Genomic DNA, 21,908 nt, shown 5'->3' with positions numbered 1-21,908 from the left:
GCCAGACCGCACTTCGAGGAGTCTCGATGGGCAATTCCCATACCGCTGTGCGCCCGGCGCAGCGCCCTCCGATCGCCGCGGACCAGTTCCGCCAGCTCCTGCGCCACCACCCTGCCGGGGTCGTCATCGTCACGGCTGACGTGGCGGGCCACCCCGTCGGCTTGACTGCCACGTCCTTCACCAGCGTCAGCCTCGACCCGCCCCTCGTGTCCTTCTATGTCGCCACCACGTCGTCCACGTGGCCTCGGCTGAGCCAGGCCAGCCTCTTCGGCGTGCACCTGCTCAGTGCAGACCAAACCGAGCTGGCCACCCGTTTCGCCGCCAAAGGAGTGGACCGGTTCGCTCCGCCGACCCGTTGGTCCCGCGACCGGGACGGGGTGCCTGCTTTGGACGGGGTGACCGCGCGGCTGGTGTGCTCCCGGGCCGCGACCCGCCTCATCGGGGACCACTGGTTGGTCGTGGGCCGCGTCGTCGCCGGCACAGTCCATGATCCGCGCCGGTCTCCGCTCCTCTACCACCGCGGATCGTTCGGGGGATTCACCCCGTTCTAAAGGGCCGCGTCTCCCTGGGAGGACTGCGGAATACCGTCCCATCCGCCAATAACCTACTTTTCAAGTAGGAAATAAAGACTTGTTTCTGCGTCCGCCCTCCACCAGCACTAGCCGGAAAGGAACACCACCGTGACCGACCAGCCGTCCCAGCCCGCACCGCTGAAGTTCGCCTACTGGGTCCCCAACGTCAGCGGCGGCCTCGTCACCAGCACCATCGAGCAGCGCACCGACTGGAGCTACGACTACAACCGCGAACTCGCGGTCCTCGCCGAGAACAACGGTTTCGACTACGCGCTCACCCAAGTGCGGTACATCGCCAGCTACGGGGCCGACCACCAGCACGAATCCACGAGCTTCAGTCTCGCCCTCGCCCTGGCCACCGAGCGGCTGCGCGTCATCGCAGCAGTCCACCCCGGCTTGTGGCACCCGGGTGTCCTCGCCAAGTGGGTCGCCACCGCCGACCACCTCACCCACGGCCGGATCGCGATCAACGTGGTCAGCGGCTGGCTGAAAAACGAGTTCCTCGCGCTCGGCGAACCCTGGCTGGAGCACGACGAACGCTACCGGCGCACCGAAGAGTTCATCCGCTACCTCCGCGCCGCGTGGGAAGGCAGCCCACGCGACTTCGTCGGCGACTTCTACCGGCTGCACGGCTACGACCTCAAACCCAAACCGCTGGACGTGCCCGGCCGGGGACTGCCTGAGATCTTCTTCGGCGGCAACTCCACGGCCGCCCGCGGAACCGCTGGCCGCAACGCCGACTGGTACTTCTCCAACGGCACCGACTTCGAAGGATTCACCGAACAGGTGACCGAGGTCCGAGACCACGCCACCCGGGCGGGACGCACGATCCGGTTCGGCCTCAACGGGTTCGTCATCGCCCGCGACACCGAAGCAGAAGCCCGCGAAGTGCTGCGCGAGATCATCGCCAAAGCCGACCGGCGGGCCGTAGCCGACTTCCGCGACGCGGTCCGCCAAGCCGGAAAGTCCACCGCCGACGGCAAAGGCATGTGGGCTGACTCCACCTTCGACGACCTCGTGCAGTACAACGACGGTTTCCGCACCCGACTGATCGGCACCCCCGAGCAGATCGCACGCCGCATCGTGGAGTACAAGGCGCGCGGCGCGGACCTGCTCCTCCTCGGATTCCTCCACTACCACGAGGACGTCGCCAACTTCGGTGCCACCGTGCTGCCGATCATCCGCGAACTGGAGCAGAAAGTCGACGAGCGCCTCGCTGAAGGCGCCCCCGTCGCCGAAGCAGTCCGCGCCGCCCAGCACGCCTGACCTGGTCTGTCCCCCGGCCCCGGCGCTCCCGCCGGGGCCGGTCTCCCCGCACACCTGTCCTGATTCTCCGCACACGGATGAGGAGGCACCATGAGCACGGAACAGACCGAACGGCCCGCCGAAACTTCCCCGGCCGGGTCTTGGAACGACCGCCCAGCCCCGCGCACCCCAGCCGAGTGGCTCACCCGGGCCGCCGAAGTCGGCGCGATCCTCGCCGCCGACGCTGTGGAACGCGACCGCGCCGGCCAAACCCCGTACGCCGAAGTCCAACTCCTCAAAGACTCGGGCCTGGTCACCCTGCTCGGCCCGGTCGAATACGGGGGCGGCGGACAGACCTGGGAGACCGCCTACCGGGTGACCCGGGAAGTCTCCAAGGCCGACGGGTCCATCGGGCAACTGCTGGGCTACCACTACCTGTGGTCGTGGGCGGTGCGGTTCCTCGGCACCCCGCAGCAGATCGCCGCAGTCGAGGAGCTCGCCACCACCAACCGGTACTTCTTCGGTGGCGCAGTCAACCCCCGCGACGACGACCTCGTGATCACCGAAGACGGCGACACGCTCGTCTTCAACGGACGCAAAACCTTCTCCACTGGAAGCAAGGTCTCCGACCTCACCGTGCTAGAAGGCGTACTGGAAGGAACAGACCAGCACATTTTCGCGATCGTCCCCTCCGCCCAGGACGGGATCGTCTTCGCAGACGACTGGGACAACATCGGCCAGCGTCTCACCGAATCCGGCAGCGTCCGGATCACCAACGTCCGCATCTCCTGGGACGACGCAGCAGGCTACGTCAACCGGGAGTTCCGCCCACTCGTCTACAACACGCTGAACCTGCCGGCCATCCAACTCGTGTTCACCAACCTGTACCTGGGGATCGCCCAGGGGGCGCTGGAGACCGCCGCCGCCTACACCCGGTCCACGACCCGGCCGTGGCCCTACGGCAGGGACAACAAAGAGTCCGCGGTCGACGAGTGGTACATCCTCGAAGCCTACGGGGACCTGCAGTCGAAGCTGTGGTCCGTGGAGGCGCTCACCGACCAGGTCGGCACGCAGCTCTCCCAGATCCTCCACGGCGACCGGGAAGCCGTGACCGCACGCCAGCGCGGCGAGATCGCGGTCCGGGTTGCGGCCGCCAAGCAGCGGGCTATCGACGTCGGCTTGGAGGTCACGTCCCGCATCTTCGAAGTCACAGGTGCGCGGGCCACCGCATCGTCGGTGGGGCTCGACCGGTTCTGGCGCAACCTGCGCACTCACAGCCTGCACGACCCAGTGGCCTACAAGCGACGCGAAGTGGGACGCTACACGCTGCTCAACGAGATCCCTGAACCCACCTGGTACACCTGATCCTTTCCCGTACGGCGTCCGGCCTGCTCTAAGGCCGGACGCTTCCGCTGCGGCCCTCCAGCGGACAGTCGCACACCCCGGTCTGGCACACCACAAGGAGGACCCCCGATGACCGACACGGTCACTGCGCGTCTCATCACCGATGACAGTGACGCGCTGCAGACCGCCCACGCTCTCGTCCCGCGGCTGGCCGCCGAAGCCGACCAGCGCGACGCAGAACGGAGACTGCCGTGGCCGGAGCTCGCGGAGATCCGCGCGAGCGGCCTGCTGGGAATCACCGTGCCCGCTTCGCGGGGCGGCGCGGAAGTAGCGGCGGCAACCGTGGCCGAAGTGATGCGCCTGGTGGGAACAGTTGACCTCAGTGTGGCGCAGATCCTCCAACCCCACTTCGCGTTCCTCTACTCACTGCGCCGCAACGGCAGCCCGACACTGCAAGAAAAAGTGTTCACCGACGTGCTCAATGGGGCGCTGGTCGGCAACGCCCAGGCTGAGCGCACCGGAAAGCATTCGCACGACCAGCGGACCACACTGGAGCGGACCGGGGCCGACCGGTACCGGATCACCGGGGTCAAGTACTACGCGACCGGTTCGCTGTTCGCCCAGTGGCTGGCAGTGACAGCTCTCCTGCCGGTTTCCGGGCATGCGGACCCCCAGCCGCACGCGGTCTTCGTGCCCGCTGACACCCCCGGGGTGGAGGTGGTCGACGATTGGGACGGCATGGGGCAGCGCACCACCGGCAGCGGCACTGTCCGCCTCACCGGGGTGGACGTCTCCGCCGCGTGGGTGGTCCCGCACTACCGCTCGTTTACCCACCCCTTCCCCTATGGACCGTTCGCCCAGTTGGGGCATGCCGCGATCGACATCGGCCTGGCTCGCGGCGCACTAGAGCGGGCGGCAGAATTCGTGCGGACCCGGAGCCGGCCCTATGTGGAGAGCGGAAGCGACACGGCGACGGGCGACCCCCTCGTGGTCCAGCAGTTCGGGGAGCTGGAACTCCAGGTGCGGGCCGCCGAGGCCCTATTGGAGCGTGCTGCGGCGGCAGTGGATGCGGCCGACGCCCACCCGACCGCCGCTACCGTGGCCGAGGCGTCCCTTGCGGTCGCGGCCGCAAAAGCGGCGGGCGGCCGGGCCGCGGTCACGGTCGCCAACGCCTTGTTCGAGGTGGCGGGCACCCGGTCCGCTGCGGATCCGCTCAACCTGCACCGATATTGGCGGGATGCGCGCACCCACACCCTGCACGATCCCATCCGGTGGAAGATCCAGCATCTCGGCCGGTTCGCGCTTACCGGGCAGCGTCCACCGCGGCACGGTCAGATCTGATCTGGGCTGGTTGCCGGCACAGGTCCGGGTGCCGTTCGTGCGGGATGATGAGCGGGGTGTGCGTGCGGGGGTCGGCGATCACGTCGCAGGCGAGGCCGAACACCTGGTGCACGAGGTCAGCGGTGAGCACGTCACTAGGGGTGCCGTCGGCGACGATGCGTCCCGCGTTGACGACGATGAGGCGGCTGGCGAACCGGGCTGCTTGCGCGAGGTCGTGGAGCACCGCGACCACAGTGCGGCCCTGCCGGTTCAAGTCGGCGAAGAGTTCCAGCAGGTCGTACTGGTGGGCGATGTCGAGGAACGTGGTGGGTTCGTCCAGCAGGATGGTCCCGGTGTTCTGCGCGAGGATCATTGCTACCCATGCCCGCTGCCGCTGGCCGCCGGACAGGGTTTCCACCAGGCTGTTGGCGTGCGCGGCTAGCCCGGTGAGTTCCAGGGCCTGGTCGATGGCCGCCTCGTCGTCAGGGCTCCACTGGCGCAGCAGCGTGTGGTAGGGGTGGCGGCCTCGCGCGGCGAGGGAGCGCACGGTGATCCCTTCGGGGACAGCCGGGTTCTGCGGCAGCAGCGCCAGTTGCCGGGCCACGTCTTTGGATCGCTGTTTGCGGATGTCGCGGCCGTGCAGCAGTACTCGGCCGGACAGCGGACGCAGGACCCGACCCAAGGCTTTGAGCAGGGTGGACTTGCCGCAGCCGTTGGGGCCGACGATCGCGACGAACTCGCCTTCGGCAATGTCCACGGTGAGGTCGCGCACCACGGGGGCGGTTCCGTAGCCGAGGGTGAGGTGTTCGGCGCGCAGTTCGCGCCGCGGAAAGTCCTGCTCCGCCGCGGGGGACGGTTCTTCGTTGGTCGCGGTCTGGTTCACAGTGCTCCTCTCCGCCACTCGCGTACCAGCAGGAAGCCCAGGTAGATGCCGCCCACGGCCAGGGTGGCGATTCCGACGGGAAGCCCGTCGGTGAACGGGAAGTGCTGCACGGCAAGGTCGGCCAGTGCGAGGATGAGTGCACCGACGAGCGCGGAAACCACGAGGTTGGGTCCAGCGAGCCGGGTGAGGCGGCGGGCGATCTGCGGTGCGGTCAAAGAGACGAACGCGATCGGTCCGGCCACGCTCACTGCGCCCGCTGCCAGGACCACAGACAGGGTGATTGCGGCGGTGCGGGTCCGCGTAGCCCGCGCGCCAAGGCTGTCGGCCAGCTCGTCGCCCATCTCGGTGAGTGCTACCGGTTGGGCGAGGGCAGCGAGTAGCGGAACAGCGAGGGCAACCACCAGCCAGATTGTCGCCGCGTGCTCCCAGGAGCGTGCCGACAGGGTGCCGTTGACGTAGGCGGCGAGCACACTGGCCTGGTCGCGGGCGAGGGCAGCGACCACGAACTGGGTGAAGGCCGCGGACATGGCGGCAACACCGATCCCGGCGACGACGAGCCGTCCGGGGTGTCGCAGCCCGGTTCCGGTCACTGTGGCCACGGTCAGCACAGCGGCGACTGCGCCCAGCAGTGCGCCGAGCGGCACGGGGACGGTGCCGGGGAACGCTAGGGCGACGAGGGCGGCTCCCGCGCTCGCCCCCCAGTTCACGCCGATGACGTCGGGGCTGCCGAGCGGGTTGCGGGTGACGGACTGGAACAGGGCTCCCGCCATGCCGAGCGCAGCCCCAACCCCGATGGCCACGGTCACGCGCGGCCCGCTCAACCGGTGGAGGACGAACATGTGGACGGGGGAAGCGTTGCCGGTGAGCACGTCGGCCACGTCGGTGAGGGGAATCCCCAGCTTTCCTAGGGAGAGGGTGGCCACGACGGTGAGGAGGAGGGCGGCCGCCAGCAGCAGCGCCCACAGCAGGGAGCGCAGGTGGACGGGCAGCGCTACCGCGGAGCCCACACGCAGGTTCAGGGCGGACGGTCGGGTCATGACGGCCCCCGCATGCGGCGGACAGCGTGGAAGAGGAAGGGGGCGCCGACGAACGCGGTGACCACGCCGACCATGAGTTCTGCGGGGCGCAGCAGGAAGCGGCCGACGACGTCGGCGAGCAGCAGCAGGGTGGGTCCGGCGAGGAGGGCGAGGGGCATGCAGGTGCGGAAGTCGCCCCCGATGAGGGCGCGTACCACGTGCGGGACCGCCAGGCCCACGAAAGCGATCGGTCCGGTTGCGGCGGTGGCTCCGGCGGCGAGCAGCGTGGCGGCAGCCAGGCCGCCGGACCGGATGAGGAAGGGGTTGGCGCCCAGCGCGGTGGCGGTTTCTTCGCCGAGCGCCAACGTGTTCAAACTGCTGGAGAGCAGGAGGGCGAGGAGTGCCCCGGCGGTGAGGAACGGCAGGACGGAGGCGATCACGTCGAAGCCGCGGCCGGCCAGGGAGCCCACCACCCAGTAGCGGTAGTTGTCGAAGACGTGCGGCATGCTCAGCGCGACGGCTTGCACGTAGGCGGTGAGCACGGCGGAGATCACAGCTCCAGCGAGGACGAGGCGGACGGTGCTGCCGGTGCTTTCCCGGCCGCCGAGGAGGTAGGCGACGAGGCCGGCGAGCAGGGCGCCGGGAAGCGCCCACCAGACTGTTGCCGTGGTGGAGGTGGGGCCAAGCAGGGCGATCGCGGTGACGACGGCTGCCATCGCGCCCGCGTTGACGCCGAGCAGGCCGGGGTCGGCGAGGGGGTTGCGGGTGATGCCTTGCAGGAGCAGTCCGGCTGCGGCGAGGGCAGCGCCAGCGAGGATGCCGAGGATGGTGCGGGGGTAGCGGCTTGCTACCACGGTGGTCGTGTAGGGGTCGGCGGTGCCGGTCACGGCCGCCCACACCTGCGCGACAGTGGTGGGTTTGCTGCCAACGGTGAGGCTGAGCAGGACCGCTGCGGCGAGCGCGAGGAGGGTGCCGCCGAGCAGCAGGGTGGTGCGGGCGGGGCTGGCCTGGAGTGGCGCCGGTGGGGTGGTCACGATCGCCTTTGCCATGGGATCAGGGAGCAGGGTGCGGCCCCAGCAGGGCCGCACCCTGGTGGTTAGCGGTCGAGTTGAGCGACGGCCTCGTCGATCAGGGGAAGGTAGCGGTCCAGGACCCACGGCACGGTGAGCGGGTTGATGATGGAGGAGGCGGTGACGAAGGACGTGTCTTCGCTGACCACTACCGATCCGCGTTCGATTGCCGGGATGGACGCGTACAGCTCCTGGGATTCGATTTCTTTGCGGGTCTCCGCGTCGGTGTAGAAGGTGAAGATAAGGTCGCTGTCCTTCAGCTTGTCGGCGTTTTCCAGGCCGATGACTGCGGAGGCGGTGCCTTCGGTTTCCGGCAGGGTCTCCACGACGGGGTCGACCTGCAGGCCGAGTTTGCTCACCATGGCCACGCGCTGTTCGTGGGGCATGAAGACACCGAGGGTGCCGGGACCGTCAGTGTAGATGTAGGAGAAGGTGAGCTCGGCGTATTCGGGGCGGGAGGCGGCGGCCTCGTCGAACTGCCGCTCGATGTCGTCGATCAGTTCCTGGGCTTCCTCGCTCTGACCGAGGGCTTGGCCGATGATCTCGATCTGCTGGTCCCATTCAATGGTCCAGGGCAGTTCAGGGTAGGCGACGGTGGGGGCGATGTCGTTGAGGATGTCGTACTGCTCCTGGGTGATTCCGGACCAGGGGGCCAGGATGACGTCGGGTTCCAGTTCGATGATGGTTTCGAAGTCGATGTCTTCGCCGCCGGTGAACTGGACGGGGAGTTCTTCGCCGGCTTCGGTGACGGCTTCGTAAATCCACGGCAGGTAGCCGGTCTCGTCGCTGCCCCACTCGTAGCTTTCGATACCCACGGGGACGGTGCCGAGCGCGATCGCGGTTTCGGCTGATCCTTGGCCCAGGGTGACGATCCGCTCGGGTTTTTCGGTGATCTCCGCAACGCCGAGGGCGCTTTCGATACGGACCGGGAAGGCGCCGTCAGCCGAGGGGGCGGTGTCCTCACCACCGTCCGTGCTCGATCCCCCGCAGGCGGCGAGGCTGAGAATCACAGCGGCGGCGATGCCCGCGCTCATGAGGCGTGCGGGCAGGGTGCGGAGCGTCGAGTGCATGCTGGTTTCTTTCTCTGCTGTGTTAGGAGAGGGGCATGGTGTCGGGTTGACGGGGGTTGTGCGGGTGGGGACTCGTGTCCCCCACCGCCAATCCCGACAAAAGCGACAATGCACACAAGCGAAGGTAAGTCTAACCTTACTTAACTCGGAGCTCAACGGCGGTACCGCCCCGCGAGGGCCGCAGCCATCGACCCACGATACGGAAGCGCCGCTTCGACCGGTCCGCCACCCCTCCGCAAATCCCCGTACTCCCCTACTCCGCACTCGCAACAGCGGTCCGCCCGTCCGCCTCGCGGAAATCCGCTACGAAACGCATTCCTGTCACAACACTGCCGGTTCAGCACCCGCAATCAGGCCTCACAGAAACCGGTCTTATCTACACCAGGAAAACCTCTAAGTCAAGGCCAAAACCTCCTTTTCTGCCAACAGTAATATTGTTAACATTCATGCGCACCGATTAATGTTCCGCAAAACGTTAAAGGAGAACTATGGCCGGGCAGACGACTGTCGACTCTCGCCGACAACCACCAGAGGAAGTGGACGTCCTGGTCGTGGGAGCCGGCTTCTCCGGCCTGTACGCCCTCTACCGTCTGCGGGAACTCGGGCGTAGCGTGCACGTCATCGAAACCGCTGGCGACGTGGGCGGTGTGTGGTACTGGAACCGCTACCCGGGGGCGCGGTGCGACATCGAGAGCATCGAGTACTGCTACTCGTTCTCCGAGGAGGTCCTCCAAGAGTGGAACTGGACTGAGCGGTACGCTTCCCAGCCCGAGATCCTGCGCTACATCAACTTCGTCGCCGACAAATTCGACCTGCGGAGCGGAATCACCTTCCACACCACGGTGACCGCGGCAGCCTTCGACGAGGCCACCAACACGTGGACGGTCGACACCAACCACGGCGACCGGATCCGCGCCCGCTACCTCATCATGGCCAGCGGCCAGCTCTCCGTCCCGCAGCTCCCCAACTTCCCAGGGCTCAAAGACTTCGCCGGCAACCTCTACCACACCGGGAACTGGCCGCACGAGCCCGTGGACTTCTCCGGGCAGCGGGTGGGCGTGATCGGCACCGGGTCGTCCGGAATCCAGGTGAGCCCACAGATCGCGAAACAGGCTGCGGAACTGTTCGTGTTCCAGCGCACCCCCCACTTTGCCGTCCCCGCCCGCAACGCGCCGCTCGACCCGGAGTTCCTCGCCGACCTGAAGAAGCGCTACGCCGAATTCCGGGAAGAGTCCCGCAACACTCCCGGAGGAACCCACCGCTACCAGGGGCCGAAGTCCGCGCTGGAAGTCAGCGACGAAGAGCTGGTGGAAACCCTGGAACGCTACTGGCAGGAGGGCGGCCCCGACATTCTGGCCGCCTACCGCGACATCCTGCGCGACCGGGACGCCAACGAACGGGTCGCTGAATTCATCCGCAACAAGATCCGCAACACCGTGCGCGACCCGGAGGTGGCGGAACGCCTGGTCCCCAAGGGCTACCCGTTCGGCACCAAGCGCCTCATCCTGGAAATCGACTACTACGAAATGTTCAACCGGGACAACGTGCACCTGGTCGACACGTTGTCTGCGCCGATCGAGACGATCACGCCGCGCGGGGTGCGCACCTCGGAACGGGAGTACGAACTCGACTCCCTGGTGCTGGCGACCGGGTTCGACGCGCTGACCGGGGCGCTGTTCAAGATCGACATCCGCGGTGTGGGCAACGTCGCTTTGAAGGAGAAGTGGGCCGCAGGGCCACGCACCTACCTGGGACTGTCCACCGCCGGGTTCCCCAACCTGTTCTTCATCGCAGGCCCGGGCAGCCCGTCTGCGCTCAGCAACATGCTGGTCTCTATCGAACAGCACGTGGAATGGGTGACCGACCACATCGCCTACATGTTCAAGAACGGCCTCACCCGATCCGAGGCAGTCCTGGAGAAAGAAGACGAGTGGGTGGAGCACGTCAACGAGATCGCCGACGAAACCCTCTACCCCATGACCGCCTCGTGGTACACGGGCGCCAACGTCCCCGGTAAACCCCGGGTGTTCATGCTCTACGTCGGCGGCTTCCACCGCTACCGGCAGATCTGCGACGAGGTGGCTGCCAAGGGCTACGAAGGTTTCGTCCTCACCTAGCACTCGGCTGTCGGGTCCGTCCGGCTGCGGAACGGTCCCGACAGCGGGCAGGGCCGCGATCGAAACGCCTTTCAGCCTCCTGCTCCGCAGCCCTCCCTCTGACAGGTGGAGTCCTCCACCGGTATCAGGGCTGGACAGACTGCCGGTTCGATACGGCTCTCTCCCCCGGGGCGCGCCCAAGGTGCGCCCTGGACTGTCCGGACGCGGGATCCCTGTCCCCGCGCTCCGCGCAGGCTGGCGCGTCCTTCCCCGGGCCCGCGGGCTGCCGTCCTGGGGAGCACGCGCCGGCCCGTGTGCGTCTGCGGTGGTGGGCGCCGCCTCCTGCCAGGCAGCACGGCAGGAGGCGGCGCCTGTCTCTAGCGAGCACACTGTTCCTCCCTGGCAGGGGTGACCGGGCACTGCAGGCCGGTGCCGGTCTGCCTCGTCACCCCCGCTGTTCTTCCGCGCATGCCTGCCCGGGGGCGTTTCCCGGAGCGCGCGCGGGATTCACCACGGCGCGGCCCCGGACGTTGCCGCGTGCCAGCCGTTCGTACGCCAGGGGCGTCTCCTCCAGCGCGTACTCTTCAACCTCCACGGTGATCCGTCCCTCGCGGGCGAGCGCGAGCACGTCGACAAGGTCGGACTGGGTGCCCCAGTAGGGGGTGCGGACGACCGCTCCGAGAGGCACCAGGTTTACGGCCACGGGCAGCCGCCCCTCCCCCACCCCCACGATGCTGATCTCCCCGCCGGGGCGGAGACTGCGTGCAGCCATGCGCAGGGTGGCGTCACTGGCGACGAAGTCGAAGACCACGTCAGCGCCTACCCCTTCGGTGAGGTCCCGCACCTGGTCGGGGACCGTGTCCGTGGAGGGCAGGGCCGTGTCCGCCCCGCAGCGGAGCGCCAGTTCCCGCTTGTCGGCGGCCATGTCTACCGCGATGATCTGCGCGCTGCTGAGGGCACGCAGGATCTGGACCGCGAGGTGTCCGAGCCCGCCGATACCGATGAGGAGGGCGGTGCCGTCGGGCGGCAGCCGGGGCAGCGCGGACCGGACCGCGTGGTAGGAGGTGAGCCCCGCGTCGGTGAGCGGGGCAGCGCGGACCGGGTGGAGACCGCGCAGGGGGACCAGGTGGCGGGAATGGGGGACAAGAAGGTAGTCGGCAAGTGCGCCGTCCGCGCCCAGCCCGGGCGGCAGGATGCCTGCCGCCCGGGCGTGTGGACAGTGGTTTTCTGCCCCGCTCCGGCAGGTGCGGCAAGCGCCGCAGCCGTGCGGACCGTACACCGCGACCGTGTCGCCTTCGGCCAGGCCGGAGATGCCCGCGCCGACGTCGACGACCACGCCGACCGCTTCATGTCCCAGGGTGATCGGCAGCTTGTAGGGCAGGGCTTCGGGCGGTCGGCTCATGACCACCAGGTCGGAGTGGCACAGGCCGGCGGCGGTGACTTCGAGGACGACCTGTCCGGGGCCGGCCACGGGGGCGGGGATGTCGCTCAGGTAGAGACCTGTGCCGTCGTAGCGGACCGCTCTCACGGGTTCTCCTACACGAGTGCGGCAAGGGCGTAGGCCTGCTGGGTGGCGAACGTGATGCGGCGGGGAGCGTAGGCGTCGCCGAGGAGGTGCACGTTGGCCTTGCCGTGCCGTTTGAGTTCGTGGTAGAGGCTGTCGTCGGGCACGCCTCCGGCGGCTACGACCACACTGTCGAAGCCGGTGATCTCCCCGGGGATGTCGGAGTAGATGTTGCGGGTGGCCACCCGCCCTTCCTCGATCTGTACGACGCGCTGCATGAAGGTGAATGCCGCGCCCGCGGCGGTGAGCTTGGCGAGCGGGGCGCCGATGGTGTACTTGCCGACGAGGGGTGCGGGACCGGGGGTCTGGTAGACGAGGTGCACGTGGTGGCCGTGGTCAGCGAGGTAACCGGCGATGGTCAGCGGCTGCATGTGGTCTTCTGCGGCGGTGAGCAGGACGCGTTCGCCGATCTGTGCCGTCCCGGCGAGGACGGCGTGGCCGTCGACGACGAAGGGGGCGTCCGCCCCGGGGATAGGGAGCCGCCGTGGGACGGCTCCGGTGGCGACGGCGACCACGTCGGCGTCGAAGGATAGGACGTTGTCGACGGTGGCGGTTCGGCCAAGTTCGACGGTGACGCCGGCGCGGCGGAGCCGTCCTTCCTGCCAGGTCACGAAGTCGTGGTAGGCGGCGTTCTCGGCGGCGCGGGCGGCGATGCGCATCTGGCCGCCAAGCTGTTCTTCCCGTTCCCACAGGGTGACCTCGTGTCCGCGTTCGGCGAGCAGCCCGGCGAGTTCCATGCCGGCGGGGCCGCCGCCGACTACGAGGACGCGCCGGGGAGTGCGGGCCGGGGGTAGGGGGCCGTCGAGTTCCCGGGAAGCATACGGGTTGATGGCGCAGGCGAAGGGGAGCTTGTCGACGAGGCGGCGGTGGATGCATTCGTTGCAGCCGATGCACGGGCGGATTTCGTGGACGCGGCCCTGTGCTGTTTTCGTGATGATTTCCGGGTCGGTGATGATAGCGCGGGCCATGCCGACGAGGTCGGCTTGTCCTTGGGCGATGACTTTTTCGGCTGTGTGCGGGTCGGTGACCCGTCCGGTGTAGATGACGGGCAGGGAGACGGCTCGGGTCACTTGGGCGGCTAGGTCTGCCCATTGGGCGGGCTGGTAGTAGTGGGGTTGGATGTAGCTGGGCGCGCCCCAGTTATCGCCGACGACGACGGACAGGTAGTCGATTTTTCCGGTGGCTTCGAGGGCTTTGGCGATGTCGACGCCTTCGGCTGCGTCGTATCCGCCGTCGAGGGCCTCGTAGAGGTTCATGCGGACGCCGAGGGTGAAGTCGGGGCCGACTTCAGCGCGGATGGCGTCGATGATCTCCAGGAGGAAGCGCATCCGCCCGGCCAGGTCGCCGCCGTATTCGTCGTCGCGGTGGTTGGAGGCTGGGGAGAGGAACCATTCCAGCAGGTCGTCGTGGTTGGCGTGGAGTTCGACGCCGTCGAGTCCGGCTGCTTTGCCGCGGCGGGCTGATTCAGCGTATTCGTTGATGAACCAGGCGATTTCGTCGCGGTCGAGGGCGTGGGAGACCTGGTTGGCGACGTATGCGGTGACCGTGGGCGAGGGGCCGTGCGGCATGCCGCCTTGCATGATGAGCTGCGCGGTGACGTAGGCCCCGGCCTCGTGCAGGGTGTCGGTGAGTTTGCGGATGCGGTCGTGGAAGTACGGCAGGCGGAACACTCCGCGGGCGGCTGCGCCCACACCGGTGGGTTCGAATCCGGGGACCAGGTGGTTTTCGAGGGCGGCGCTGATTCCTCCGACCCATGCCAGGCCGGCGCGGGCCCGAGCTGCCCAGTAGGCGATGTTGCGGTCGGCTTCCGCTTCGTCGGGGCTCCACAGGTTGCCGATGGGGGTGGCGTGGGGCGTGGCCATGATCCGGTTGGGCAGGTCCATGCGGCCTACGCGGATGGGGGTGAAGAGGTGGGTGAACTGTGTCGTTTCCCGTGGTTTCATAGGGCGCCTTTCCGCGTGACGTCAGCCATCCACAGGCAGATTTGTGATAAAATTCATAATTACTATTATTATGAAATTGAGAAAAAAGTGGTGGCTTGGTGCTACCGAAACCCCCGCTAGCGGAGGCTCAATGACCACCCCAGTGGATCCCGCAATCGCTGCCGTGGCCGCAGCCGCGGCCGCGGCCCCTCCCCTCACCTCCCTCACCCCTGAACAGGCGCGCGCCCGAGTCGCCGCAGGCAACAGCTCTTGCGCCAACGGCCCCGACCTGCGGTCGGTACGCGACATCCGCCTCCCCGTCGCCGACGGACAGATCGGCGCGCGCGTCTACACCCCCCACGCCGCACCGCGAGCCACCTTCGTCTACCTGCACGGCGGCGGCTGGGTCACCGGCGACCTCGACTACAGCGACGAACTGTGCCGCTTCCTCGCCGACCGGCTCGCCTGGACCGTGGTGAGCGTCGACTACCGGCTCGCCCCCGAACACCCCTTCCCCACGCCCGTGAACGACGCCTACGCCGCGGTGCAGCATGTTGCCGCCACCATCGCCGCGAACGGCCCGCTGGGAGTGGGCGGGGACAGTGCGGGCGGCAACCTCGCCGCGGCCTGCACCCTGCGTGCCCGCGACGAACACGGGCCCCGCCTCGACTTCCAAGTGCTCCTTTATCCGGTGACCGACCACGACTTCACCCGCGCCTCCTACCAGACCCACGCCACCGCCTTCCCCATCGGCGTCGCGGAGATGCGGTGGTTCTGGGACCACTACCTGCCTGACCCCGAACGCCGCGATCTGCCGCTCGCGTCCCCGCTCCGCGCCGAACTGGCTGGCCTGCCGCCCGCCCACATCGTCGTGGCCGGACACGACCCTCTGCGGGACGAAGGGGTGGCCTATGCCGAGCGGCTCCGCGCAGCCGGGGTGAAAGCCAGCCTCGCCGAATACCCGTCGCTCACCCACGGCTTCTTCCGCCTGACCGGGGTGGTGCCCGCGGCACGCGCCGCCGTCGACGACCTGATTGACGCCTTGCAGCTCCTCACCGAAGACCACTAACCAACCCTCCGGTGGGGCACTGCGGTCGCAGTGCCCCACCGCGGTTCTCCTCCCCTTAGGACCAGGACAGGGCGGAGAACCGATCCGCGCACGGAAGGTCAGGCCTCACTGCCGGGGCGGCGTTGCTGCATCGCATCACTCCACAACTGGTCGAAGTAGCTCTGCAAGTCGGGGTAGCCTGCGGCGTGCCACTCCAGGAACTCGTCGTAGCCGACGTCAAGCCCGGGAGCGGTCTGCTCCACCTTGGCCGTCCACTCCTCCAGCGCCTGCTCGAGGGCGGTGACGAACGCCTCGCTGTCGGGAAGCGCACTGTTGTTCGCTGCCTCGGCCAAAGCCTGCTCGTTGTAGGCGGCCAGCGCCTCCCGCGCGTCCTTCGCCAGCGGCAGCACCGCGCCGTCGTTCTCCTCGACCTGCGTCAGGCTGTCAGCAATGTTGTCCCAAGTGGACTCGTAGTTCGCTTGCAGCAGCACATCGAGCCGGTCGTACAGCAACTGCTGGGCTGCCAGCGGCAAGGACTCCCACGTGGCGAGACTGATCGCGATCGACCCGCCCGCGTTGCCGAAACCGACCTCCGGGTCCACCACGAAGTAGGGGGCCGAGGGGATGTAGCCGTTGAGCGCGGCCACGGTGAACGTGCCCAGCGCACAGTCGACCACGCCCCGCTCCAAGCTTTCGAACATCTCGGCGTAGTTGACCGTCGACGGCTGCATGCCCAGTGCCTCGACCTGGCCGTTCTGCACTCGGCTCTGCGAAGCGATGGTGGCGCCCTTCAACGAGTCCAAATCGGCGCGCTCACTCGTACAGGAGTAGGCGATCGCCCCCGAGTGGAACGCGGGCAGCAGCAGTTTCATCCCCCGCGCTTCGAACTCTTCGTAGAGGGCGTCCTCCTGGGCCGCGGTCTCCAGGATCGCGCCGTGCCACTGCAGCAGCCCGTCGACCGGGGTCTGGCGGCCGACGAAGCTCACATCCCACATGACGTTGTTGGCGGGAAACTCGGCGGGCTCCAGGGACGGCATCACTGAGCCGATGTCGAGCCGCCCGTCCGCAAGCGCGTCGTCGACCTCGTTAGCGGGGGCGATCGCGTTGGAGAAGACAATCTCGAACGTGATCTTGCCGTCGGACCACTCCTCCACGGCCGCCGCGTATTCTTCGAACCGGCGCCCGGTGGCCGCCCCCTTCGGCGCGGTGCTCTGCAGGGTCAGCGTCACTGGTTCCATGTCCGCTAGGGCGGCAGCGTACTCCTCTTTGGACGCCCCGTAGTCAACCGACGGGCCGCCGCCACCGCTCCCCCCGCTGCCCCGGTCTTCGGCACAGCCGGCAGCGATCAGCATCACGGTAGACAGCACCGCCGCTGTTTTCAGCGGCTGCAGGCTGCTTGTGTGCGGGTTAGCCACTGGTTCTCTCTCCTCCCGTTGAAGTTTCACCACGGTCCTGCTGGTCGCAGGAGGATCAGGGGGATGCGACGAGCCGCGCCACCGGGACGGCCTCACTGTTGTCGGGGTGCACGAACTCCACGCGCACCGGCCGGTCGACGGCCGGGGGCACCTCGTCGGCGTTGACAATGCGCAGCGTCAGCCACGGTCCTTCAGCGGTCTCCACGATGCCCACGATCGTGTCGGGCACGGGCGTGCCGTCGCGGGAGCGGCCGGGGATGACGGTCCAGCTCACCAGCGTTCCCTCACCGGAAGCGGCCCGCCACTCCAGGTCCGCGGCGTGCGTGGTCACGCACAGGCGGGCCTCGGGAGGCGACCAGGTTCCACGGCTCGGTGAGTAGCGCAGCATCAGTTCGCCCCGTGCAGCACCGTCGAAGAACGGGGCAGAGTAGTCGTCTCGGACGACGGGGGTGACGGTCATCGCGGCTCCTTCCTCGCTCATCGGGTCTTGGCGTGCGGGCTGACGATGAGCGTGGCGTGAAAGTCGAGGACTCCCCCGTTGCCGCTCACCATGATCAGGTCGTTTTTGGCTACCTGTCGCTGCCCGCCCTGGCCGCGCGCTTGGATGACCGCCTCCGACAGCGGGGTCATGCCCCACATGTAGTAGGAGGACAGTTCTCCGCCGCCGGTGTTCGTGGGATGGCTGCCCCCGGGGGCCAGGGCACCGCTGGCCACGAACTCTCCGCCTTCGCCTTTGGCGCAGAACCCGTAGTCCTCCAAGGTGAGCAGCGTGGTGTAGGTGAAGCAGTCGTAGATTTCGCGGATGTCGATCTCGTCGACGGTGACGCCAGCCATCCGCAGTGCGGCGGGCCCCGACTGTGCGGCCCCGCTGACCAGGCCGAAGTTGCTGTCGCGGTAGCTGGTGTAGCCGGGGTGAGCCTGGCCCCAGCCCCAGATGTGGACCGGCGGCTGGGCCAAGTCGGCGGCGCGTTCCGCGCTGGTGACGATGATGGCGATCGCACCGTTGCTGACCAGACAGCAGTCGAGCAGCCGCAGCGGGTCAGCGATCATCCGCGAATTCTGGTGGTCGTCAATAGTGATCGGCTCCCGCATCTGCGCCAGCGGGTTCATTGCTGCCCAGGCGCGAGCGGCGACCGCGACCGCCCCCAGTTGTTCACTGGTGGTGCCGTAGGTCTCCATGTGGCGGCGGGCCGCGATCGCGTACCGGGCCGGGGCCGATTTCAACCCGGCAGCAGCGGGCAGTGCTTCCACCCCGGTCAGCGGGCGGTTGCCGCCCGCGTAGGCGGCCCCGCTGCCCCGGCCTTCTTTCAGCGGCGCATCGGCGTAGACGCAGGCGACCACGTTCGCCATGCCGGCAGAAATCGCCATGGAGGCGTATTGGACCATTTGGATCGCCGAGGAGCCGAAGCCTTGGATCGTGGTCAGCAGCCGCAGGTCCCGCAACTGCAGGGTGGACTGCAGGCGCAGGTCCGTGTCGTTGTTGACCCCCGGGTTGACCAGGAGCCCGTCAATGTCGGCCAGGGCGAGTCCCGCGTCCGCGGCGGCCCGGGTAACGGCTTCCACAGCGAACTCGGCGGGGGTGCGGCCGTAGACCTTGCCGAGTTGGGTCATGCCGAGCCCGGCGATAGCGGTGGGGGTGATGTTCACTCCTGCTCCTCTCCACGACGCGGCAGCGTGACCTCCACGGTTCCCGGTCCGACGCTGACCCCGGACGAGTTCTCGCTTCGGATCGTGAGCTCGACCACGCCCACCTCGTCCTCGACGCGGGTGCCGGTGACCGTGGCAGAGACACGCACGGTGTCGCCGACGTAGTTGAACGCCCGCATCCGGAAACCGCGGATGCTGCGGATCGTCCCGGCGGGTCCGATCCAGTCCCGGACGCACCGCTCCCACGTGCCGAGGAGGAACGACGTGTTGGCGTACATTTCCTTGGCGCCGGTGCTCTGCGCGTATTCGGTGTTGTGGTGGATGGAGTTGAAGTCGCGGGTTGCTCCGGCCGCCATCACCATCCGGTAGACGGTCAAGGGGTAGGCGACACTGGGCAGTTCTTCGCCGACGGTGACGTCTTCGAAGTACCGCTGGTGCATCAGGGGGTTAGTCATCACTGGCCTCGGTCTTGTTCTTGGGCACGTAGGCGTAGGTGCCGATCCGGATCCGTGCGACGACCTCACCGGTTTCGGTCACCACGTCGCTCTCCCAGGTGAGGAAGGCGCCACGGCCCACTGACGTCTCCTTGGGCACGCACGACACCAGGCGGCGGCCGCGGCGGCCGATGCGTTCCCCGGCCACCACCGGACGGATGAAGTCGATGTCGATGTCGGTGCCGAAGAAACCGGTGGTTTTCGGCCCCAGGGGCATGTCCTGGTTGTTGATGGGGCTGCGCACCGGTTGCGCATTGCGGTCGTCGCTGTCGAACAGCACTTCGCCTGGCTGCCACAGCGGCGGGATCGTCCAGGTGAGCACACCCGTGTAGGGCATGGTGACGTCAGCGAACCCGGCGGCGCGGGCCACGGCGGGGTCCGTGTGGAGCGCGCAGTCGAACTCGAGCGGTTCGAGGTAGCGGCGGATCGCCCCGCGCTCGACCGGGTCAGCCCCGAAAACTGTCTCCCCGTCGGAAAAGTCGCGGCCCACGGCGTCGACGACGGGCTGCCATTCGGCTTTCCAGTCCTCGGTCTGCATGCCGCCGCTCATACCAACACTCCGTCCTCGGTCAGTTGCGCGATCCGCTCCTCGGAGTAGCCGAGGATGTCGCGCAGCACGTACTCGTTGTCTTGGCCCAGCGTCGGCGCGGGCCGGGTGACCTCGCCGGGGGTGTCCGAAAGCAGGTAGCGCGGCCCTTCCACGGTGGTCTGGCCGTGGATCGGGTGCGGGAGCCGCACCAGGTGGCCGCGGTGCGCGAGCTGCGGGTCGGCGGCGAAGTCAGCACTGGAAGCAGACCGGTGCGCGGGCACACCGACCGCTTGCAGGCACTGTTCGACGTCGGCGGCGCGTCTTGTCTTCGTCCACTGTGCGATCTGCTCGTCGAGGAAGTCGGCGCGGGCGCGCCGCTGCTCTGCGGTGCGCAGATCAGCGCGGTCAGCCAGGTCGCTGCGGCCCATGGTTTCAGCGAGCCGCCGCCACTCTGCGTTGTTGCGTGCCGCGATCGCTACGAAGCGTTCTTTGCCGTCCTCGGCCTGGCATGGGTAGACGCCGTGGGGGGCGAACACGTCGTCGCGGTTGCCGCGGCGCTGCGCCACTGTGCCGTCGAACCCGTAGTGGGCGACTTGGGGGGACAGGAAGAAGACGCCGGCTTCCACTTGGGCCACGTCGATGTAGCGTCCCCGCCCAGTGCGGCGGCGGTCTTCGAGCGCGGCGAGGAGGACGACCAACGCCAGCCGGGGGCCGAGGTAGTCGGTGTAGGGGCCGAAGGGGCCCAGGGGCAGCCGGTCTTCCCAGCCGACCAGGTGCTGGAATCCGCTGAGCGAGGCACCGACGTTGCCGTAGCCGGCCAGCGCCGACCACGGCCCGGTCTGGCCCGCGATCGAAGTGCTGAGCATGATGAGGGACGGGTTGTCGCGGGAGAGCGCGGCATAGTCCAGTCCCCACTTGGCCATCTGCCCGGGGGAGAAGGATTCGATGACCACGTCGGCCCAGCGGGCCAGGTCGCGGACGACTCCGCGGCCCGCCTCGGTTTTCAGGTTGACGGTCAGCCCGAGTTTCCCGGCGTTGCAGTTGCCGTAGAGGGCGGAGTTCTCCACGCCGGGTTTGCCGCCGTGGAAGGGCTGCATGAGGCGGGCGGTTTCGATCCGGCGGCTGGATTCCACGCGGACTACGCGGGCACCGAAGTCGGCGAGAGCACGCCCGATCAGGGGTCCGGCCACAACCCAGGACAGGTCGAGGACGTTCAAGCCGTCCAGGGCGCGGGTCATACGCTCACCTCCTGCGCGGTCAACCAGTCGGCGAGGACTTCCGCGGTGTGTTCGCCTAGCCGTGGGGCGCGTCGCCGCACCCGGGGTTGGGCGTCGCCGCTGACGTGGGCGAGCGTGCCGGGGATGCGGACGGGGACCCCGTCGATGTCCACCTGCGCCCAGTAGCCGCGTTCGTCCAGGTGCGGGCTGGCGGCGATGTCGGCGACGTCGAAGATCGCCATGCACAGCAGCCGGTGTTTCATGGCTGCGTCCAGCACTTGGCGTTTCGTGAGGGTGGCGAGGAAGTCCGCTACTGCGGCGCGTGCCTCAGCCAGGTCCGCTTCGGTGACCTCGCCGTCGGCGATGCGCTGGGGCAGGGTGGTCCAGTCCCAGGCGGCGATCCGGTCGCTGACCGCGTTCTCGGAGTGCAGCCAGGCGAACAGCCGGTTGGTGAACTCGCCTGAGGCGGGTCCCATCGACAGGTGGAGTTCCACCATGCCGTCCGCGCACCGCCATTTTTTGAGCCGGTTGGGGGTGGCTGCGCCGCTGCCGCTCTGGTCTTTGCCCGCGGTGGGCTGGCGGTGCCATTCCGGCTGGGGGTCCCCCACGTCGTGGGAGAGCACCCGGGCGAGGGTGGCGGTGCCTAGGCTGGCTTGGGCGGAGACGTCGACAAGCTGGCCGCGGCCGGTGGTGGCGCGGGCGTGCAGCGCGATCAGGGAGCCTGCCGCAGCGTCCGCGGAGGCGTGCAGGAACGCCTGGGGGACGCTGATCCGCAAGGGTGGGCGCTCTTCGTCGCGGTGCGGGTCCAGCGGGCCGCCCGCCGCCCAGACCACGAGGTCGCAGTCGGCATAGCCGGATTTGGGTCCGGTCCACCCGAAGGCGCTGATCACCGTGGTGATCAGGTGCGGGTGGGCGGCGCGCAGCGCATCAGGGTCCAGGCCGCGTTCCCGCAGCCAGGCCTCCGGCAGGGAAGTAATCATGATGTCGGCGCGTCCCGCGAGTTCCCGGGCGGTGGCGACCCCCTCGTCGCTGTCCAAGTCGAGTGCGATGCCGCGTTTGTTGGCGGCGAACGTCTCCCAGAACATCGACGGGCCGGCCCCGCCGTGTGCGGTCGGCGGGGCTGACCGCGCCGAGGACCCGGTGAGGGGTTCCAGTTGGACCACGTCCGCTCCCAGGTCGGCGAGCAGGCGGCCGCAGAGCAGCCCTCGCTCGTCGGTCAGGTCCAGAACGCGGAGGTGTTCAAGCATCGGCAGTCGTGCTTTCCCCTAGCGAGATCGCCGATTCGGGGCAGGCGTCGGCGGCCTCCCGGGCCTGGCCGTGCAAGTGGTCGGGAACGTCGAAGGTCTGCCCGCTTTGCGCGACGAAGCCTTGTTCGTCGTCGCTGAGCAGGTCGGGGGCGACCGCGTAGCAGCGGCCGTGGCCCATGCACCGGGCCGAGTCGATGGAGATACGCATC

The 21,908-nt window shown here is 68.3% G+C and carries 20 protein-coding genes; 6 read left to right on the top strand and 14 right to left on the bottom strand.

Going from position 1 to position 21,908, the window contains the following annotated elements:
• The first annotated feature begins 26 nt into the window (after nt 1-26).
• The 4 genes from CW348_RS14485 to CW348_RS14470 all read left to right on the top strand — a co-directional run bounded on the left by CW348_RS14485 (nt 27) and on the right by CW348_RS14470 (nt 4,502).
• Nucleotides 27-551: a flavin reductase family protein gene (locus CW348_RS14485; RefSeq protein ID WP_011291929.1), complete on the top strand. Its 525-nt coding sequence runs from the start codon at nt 27-29 to the stop codon at nt 549-551.
• A gap of 129 nt (nt 552-680) precedes the next feature.
• On the top strand, nt 681-1,838 hold the full coding sequence (gene sfnG / locus CW348_RS14480) for a dimethylsulfone monooxygenase SfnG (RefSeq protein WP_011291928.1): 1,158 nt from the start codon (nt 681-683) through the stop codon (nt 1,836-1,838).
• Between the two features lie 90 nt (nt 1,839-1,928).
• Nucleotides 1,929-3,182 (top strand): acyl-CoA dehydrogenase family protein, encoded by a 1,254-nt coding sequence (locus CW348_RS14475; protein ID WP_061783500.1) that lies wholly within the window; start codon nt 1,929-1,931, stop codon nt 3,180-3,182.
• 108 nt (nt 3,183-3,290) lie between these two features.
• On the top strand, nt 3,291-4,502 hold the full coding sequence (locus CW348_RS14470) for an SfnB family sulfur acquisition oxidoreductase (protein ID WP_104613024.1): 1,212 nt from the start codon (nt 3,291-3,293) through the stop codon (nt 4,500-4,502).
• Here CW348_RS14470 and CW348_RS14465 read toward each other — a convergent pair.
• The 4 genes from CW348_RS14465 to CW348_RS14450 are packed head-to-tail and all read right to left on the bottom strand — an operon-like array spanning nt 4,465 to nt 8,520.
• A complete protein-coding gene (locus tag CW348_RS14465) occupies nt 4,465-5,364 on the bottom strand; it encodes an ABC transporter ATP-binding protein (RefSeq protein ID WP_287464054.1) in 900 nt (299 codons plus the stop codon). The two genes, CW348_RS14470 and CW348_RS14465, sit on opposite strands and share 38 nt — an antisense overlap.
• Nucleotides 5,361-6,401 carry an iron chelate uptake ABC transporter family permease subunit gene (locus CW348_RS14460; protein WP_011291924.1) on the bottom strand — a complete coding sequence of 347 codons (1,041 nt, stop codon included), beginning with the start codon at nt 6,399-6,401 and terminating at the stop codon, nt 5,361-5,363. The genes CW348_RS14465 and CW348_RS14460 overlap by 4 nt, the downstream gene beginning before the upstream one ends.
• The gene (locus CW348_RS14455) at nt 6,398-7,429 is read right to left on the bottom strand and encodes an iron ABC transporter permease (protein ID WP_011291923.1); all 1,032 of its coding nucleotides are present in this window, start codon (nt 7,427-7,429) and stop codon (nt 6,398-6,400) included. The genes CW348_RS14460 and CW348_RS14455 overlap by 4 nt, the downstream gene beginning before the upstream one ends.
• 47 nt (nt 7,430-7,476) lie before the next feature.
• The gene (locus CW348_RS14450) at nt 7,477-8,520 is read right to left on the bottom strand and encodes an iron-siderophore ABC transporter substrate-binding protein (RefSeq protein WP_011291922.1); all 1,044 of its coding nucleotides are present in this window, start codon (nt 8,518-8,520) and stop codon (nt 7,477-7,479) included.
• Nucleotides 8,521-9,008: 488 nt separating this feature from the next.
• Between CW348_RS14450 and CW348_RS14445 the strand changes: the two genes are divergently transcribed.
• Complete coding sequence (locus CW348_RS14445) at nt 9,009-10,637, top strand: NAD(P)/FAD-dependent oxidoreductase (RefSeq protein ID WP_011291921.1); 1,629 nt, start codon at nt 9,009-9,011, stop codon at nt 10,635-10,637.
• A gap of 424 nt (nt 10,638-11,061) precedes the next feature.
• Here CW348_RS14445 and CW348_RS14440 read toward each other — a convergent pair whose 3' ends face one another.
• Nucleotides 11,062-12,144, bottom strand: coding sequence for an NAD(P)-dependent alcohol dehydrogenase (locus CW348_RS14440; RefSeq protein ID WP_104613025.1), 1,083 nt, complete (start codon nt 12,142-12,144; stop codon nt 11,062-11,064).
• Nucleotides 12,145-12,152: 8 nt separating this feature from the next.
• A complete protein-coding gene (locus CW348_RS14435) occupies nt 12,153-14,123 on the bottom strand; it encodes an FAD-dependent oxidoreductase (RefSeq protein ID WP_011291919.1) in 1,971 nt (656 codons plus the stop codon).
• 130 nt (nt 14,124-14,253) lie between these two features.
• Here CW348_RS14435 and CW348_RS14430 point away from each other — a divergent pair, with 130 nt between their 5' ends.
• The gene (locus tag CW348_RS14430; protein ID WP_011291918.1) at nt 14,254-15,171 is read left to right on the top strand and encodes an alpha/beta hydrolase; all 918 of its coding nucleotides are present in this window, start codon (nt 14,254-14,256) and stop codon (nt 15,169-15,171) included.
• A 98-nt stretch (nt 15,172-15,269) separates the two neighbouring features.
• On the opposite strand, the gene dctP is transcribed toward CW348_RS14430, so the two are convergent.
• Genes dctP through CW348_RS14390 form a run of 8 tightly spaced genes read right to left on the bottom strand, consistent with a single transcriptional unit; the run spans nt 15,270 to nt 21,907 of the window.
• Nucleotides 15,270-16,565 carry a TRAP transporter substrate-binding protein DctP gene (dctP, locus tag CW348_RS14425; RefSeq protein ID WP_011291917.1) on the bottom strand — a complete coding sequence of 432 codons (1,296 nt, stop codon included), beginning with the start codon at nt 16,563-16,565 and terminating at the stop codon, nt 15,270-15,272.
• A gap of 55 nt (nt 16,566-16,620) precedes the next feature.
• Entirely contained in the window at nt 16,621-17,025 is a 405-nt protein-coding gene (locus CW348_RS14420) for a Zn-ribbon domain-containing OB-fold protein (RefSeq protein ID WP_011291916.1), read from the bottom strand.
• 17 nt (nt 17,026-17,042) lie between these two features.
• Nucleotides 17,043-18,212 carry a thiolase family protein gene (locus CW348_RS14415; RefSeq protein ID WP_011291915.1) on the bottom strand — a complete coding sequence of 390 codons (1,170 nt, stop codon included), beginning with the start codon at nt 18,210-18,212 and terminating at the stop codon, nt 17,043-17,045.
• Nucleotides 18,209-18,667 (bottom strand): MaoC family dehydratase, encoded by a 459-nt coding sequence (locus CW348_RS14410; protein ID WP_011291914.1) that lies wholly within the window; start codon nt 18,665-18,667, stop codon nt 18,209-18,211. The genes CW348_RS14415 and CW348_RS14410 overlap by 4 nt, the downstream gene beginning before the upstream one ends.
• Nucleotides 18,660-19,256 (bottom strand): MaoC family dehydratase N-terminal domain-containing protein, encoded by a 597-nt coding sequence (locus CW348_RS14405; RefSeq protein ID WP_011291913.1) that lies wholly within the window; start codon nt 19,254-19,256, stop codon nt 18,660-18,662. The genes CW348_RS14410 and CW348_RS14405 overlap by 8 nt, the downstream gene beginning before the upstream one ends.
• Nucleotides 19,253-20,473: a CaiB/BaiF CoA-transferase family protein gene (locus CW348_RS14400; RefSeq protein ID WP_011291912.1), complete on the bottom strand. Its 1,221-nt coding sequence runs from the start codon at nt 20,471-20,473 to the stop codon at nt 19,253-19,255. Before CW348_RS14400 ends, CW348_RS14405 begins: the two co-directional genes overlap by 4 nt.
• Nucleotides 20,470-21,699 (bottom strand): CaiB/BaiF CoA-transferase family protein, encoded by a 1,230-nt coding sequence (locus CW348_RS14395; RefSeq protein ID WP_104613083.1) that lies wholly within the window; start codon nt 21,697-21,699, stop codon nt 20,470-20,472. Before CW348_RS14395 ends, CW348_RS14400 begins: the two co-directional genes overlap by 4 nt.
• Nucleotides 21,692-21,907: a ferredoxin gene (locus tag CW348_RS14390; protein WP_011291910.1), complete on the bottom strand. Its 216-nt coding sequence runs from the start codon at nt 21,905-21,907 to the stop codon at nt 21,692-21,694. The genes CW348_RS14395 and CW348_RS14390 overlap by 8 nt, the downstream gene beginning before the upstream one ends.
• Nucleotide 21,908: the final 1 nt, after the last annotated feature.

This window comes from Thermobifida sp. (assembly GCF_017577275.1).
GTDB classification, from domain to species: Bacteria; Actinomycetota; Actinomycetes; order Streptosporangiales; family Streptosporangiaceae; genus Thermobifida; species Thermobifida fusca.
This window is presented reverse-complemented; position numbering and strand designations above follow the sequence as displayed.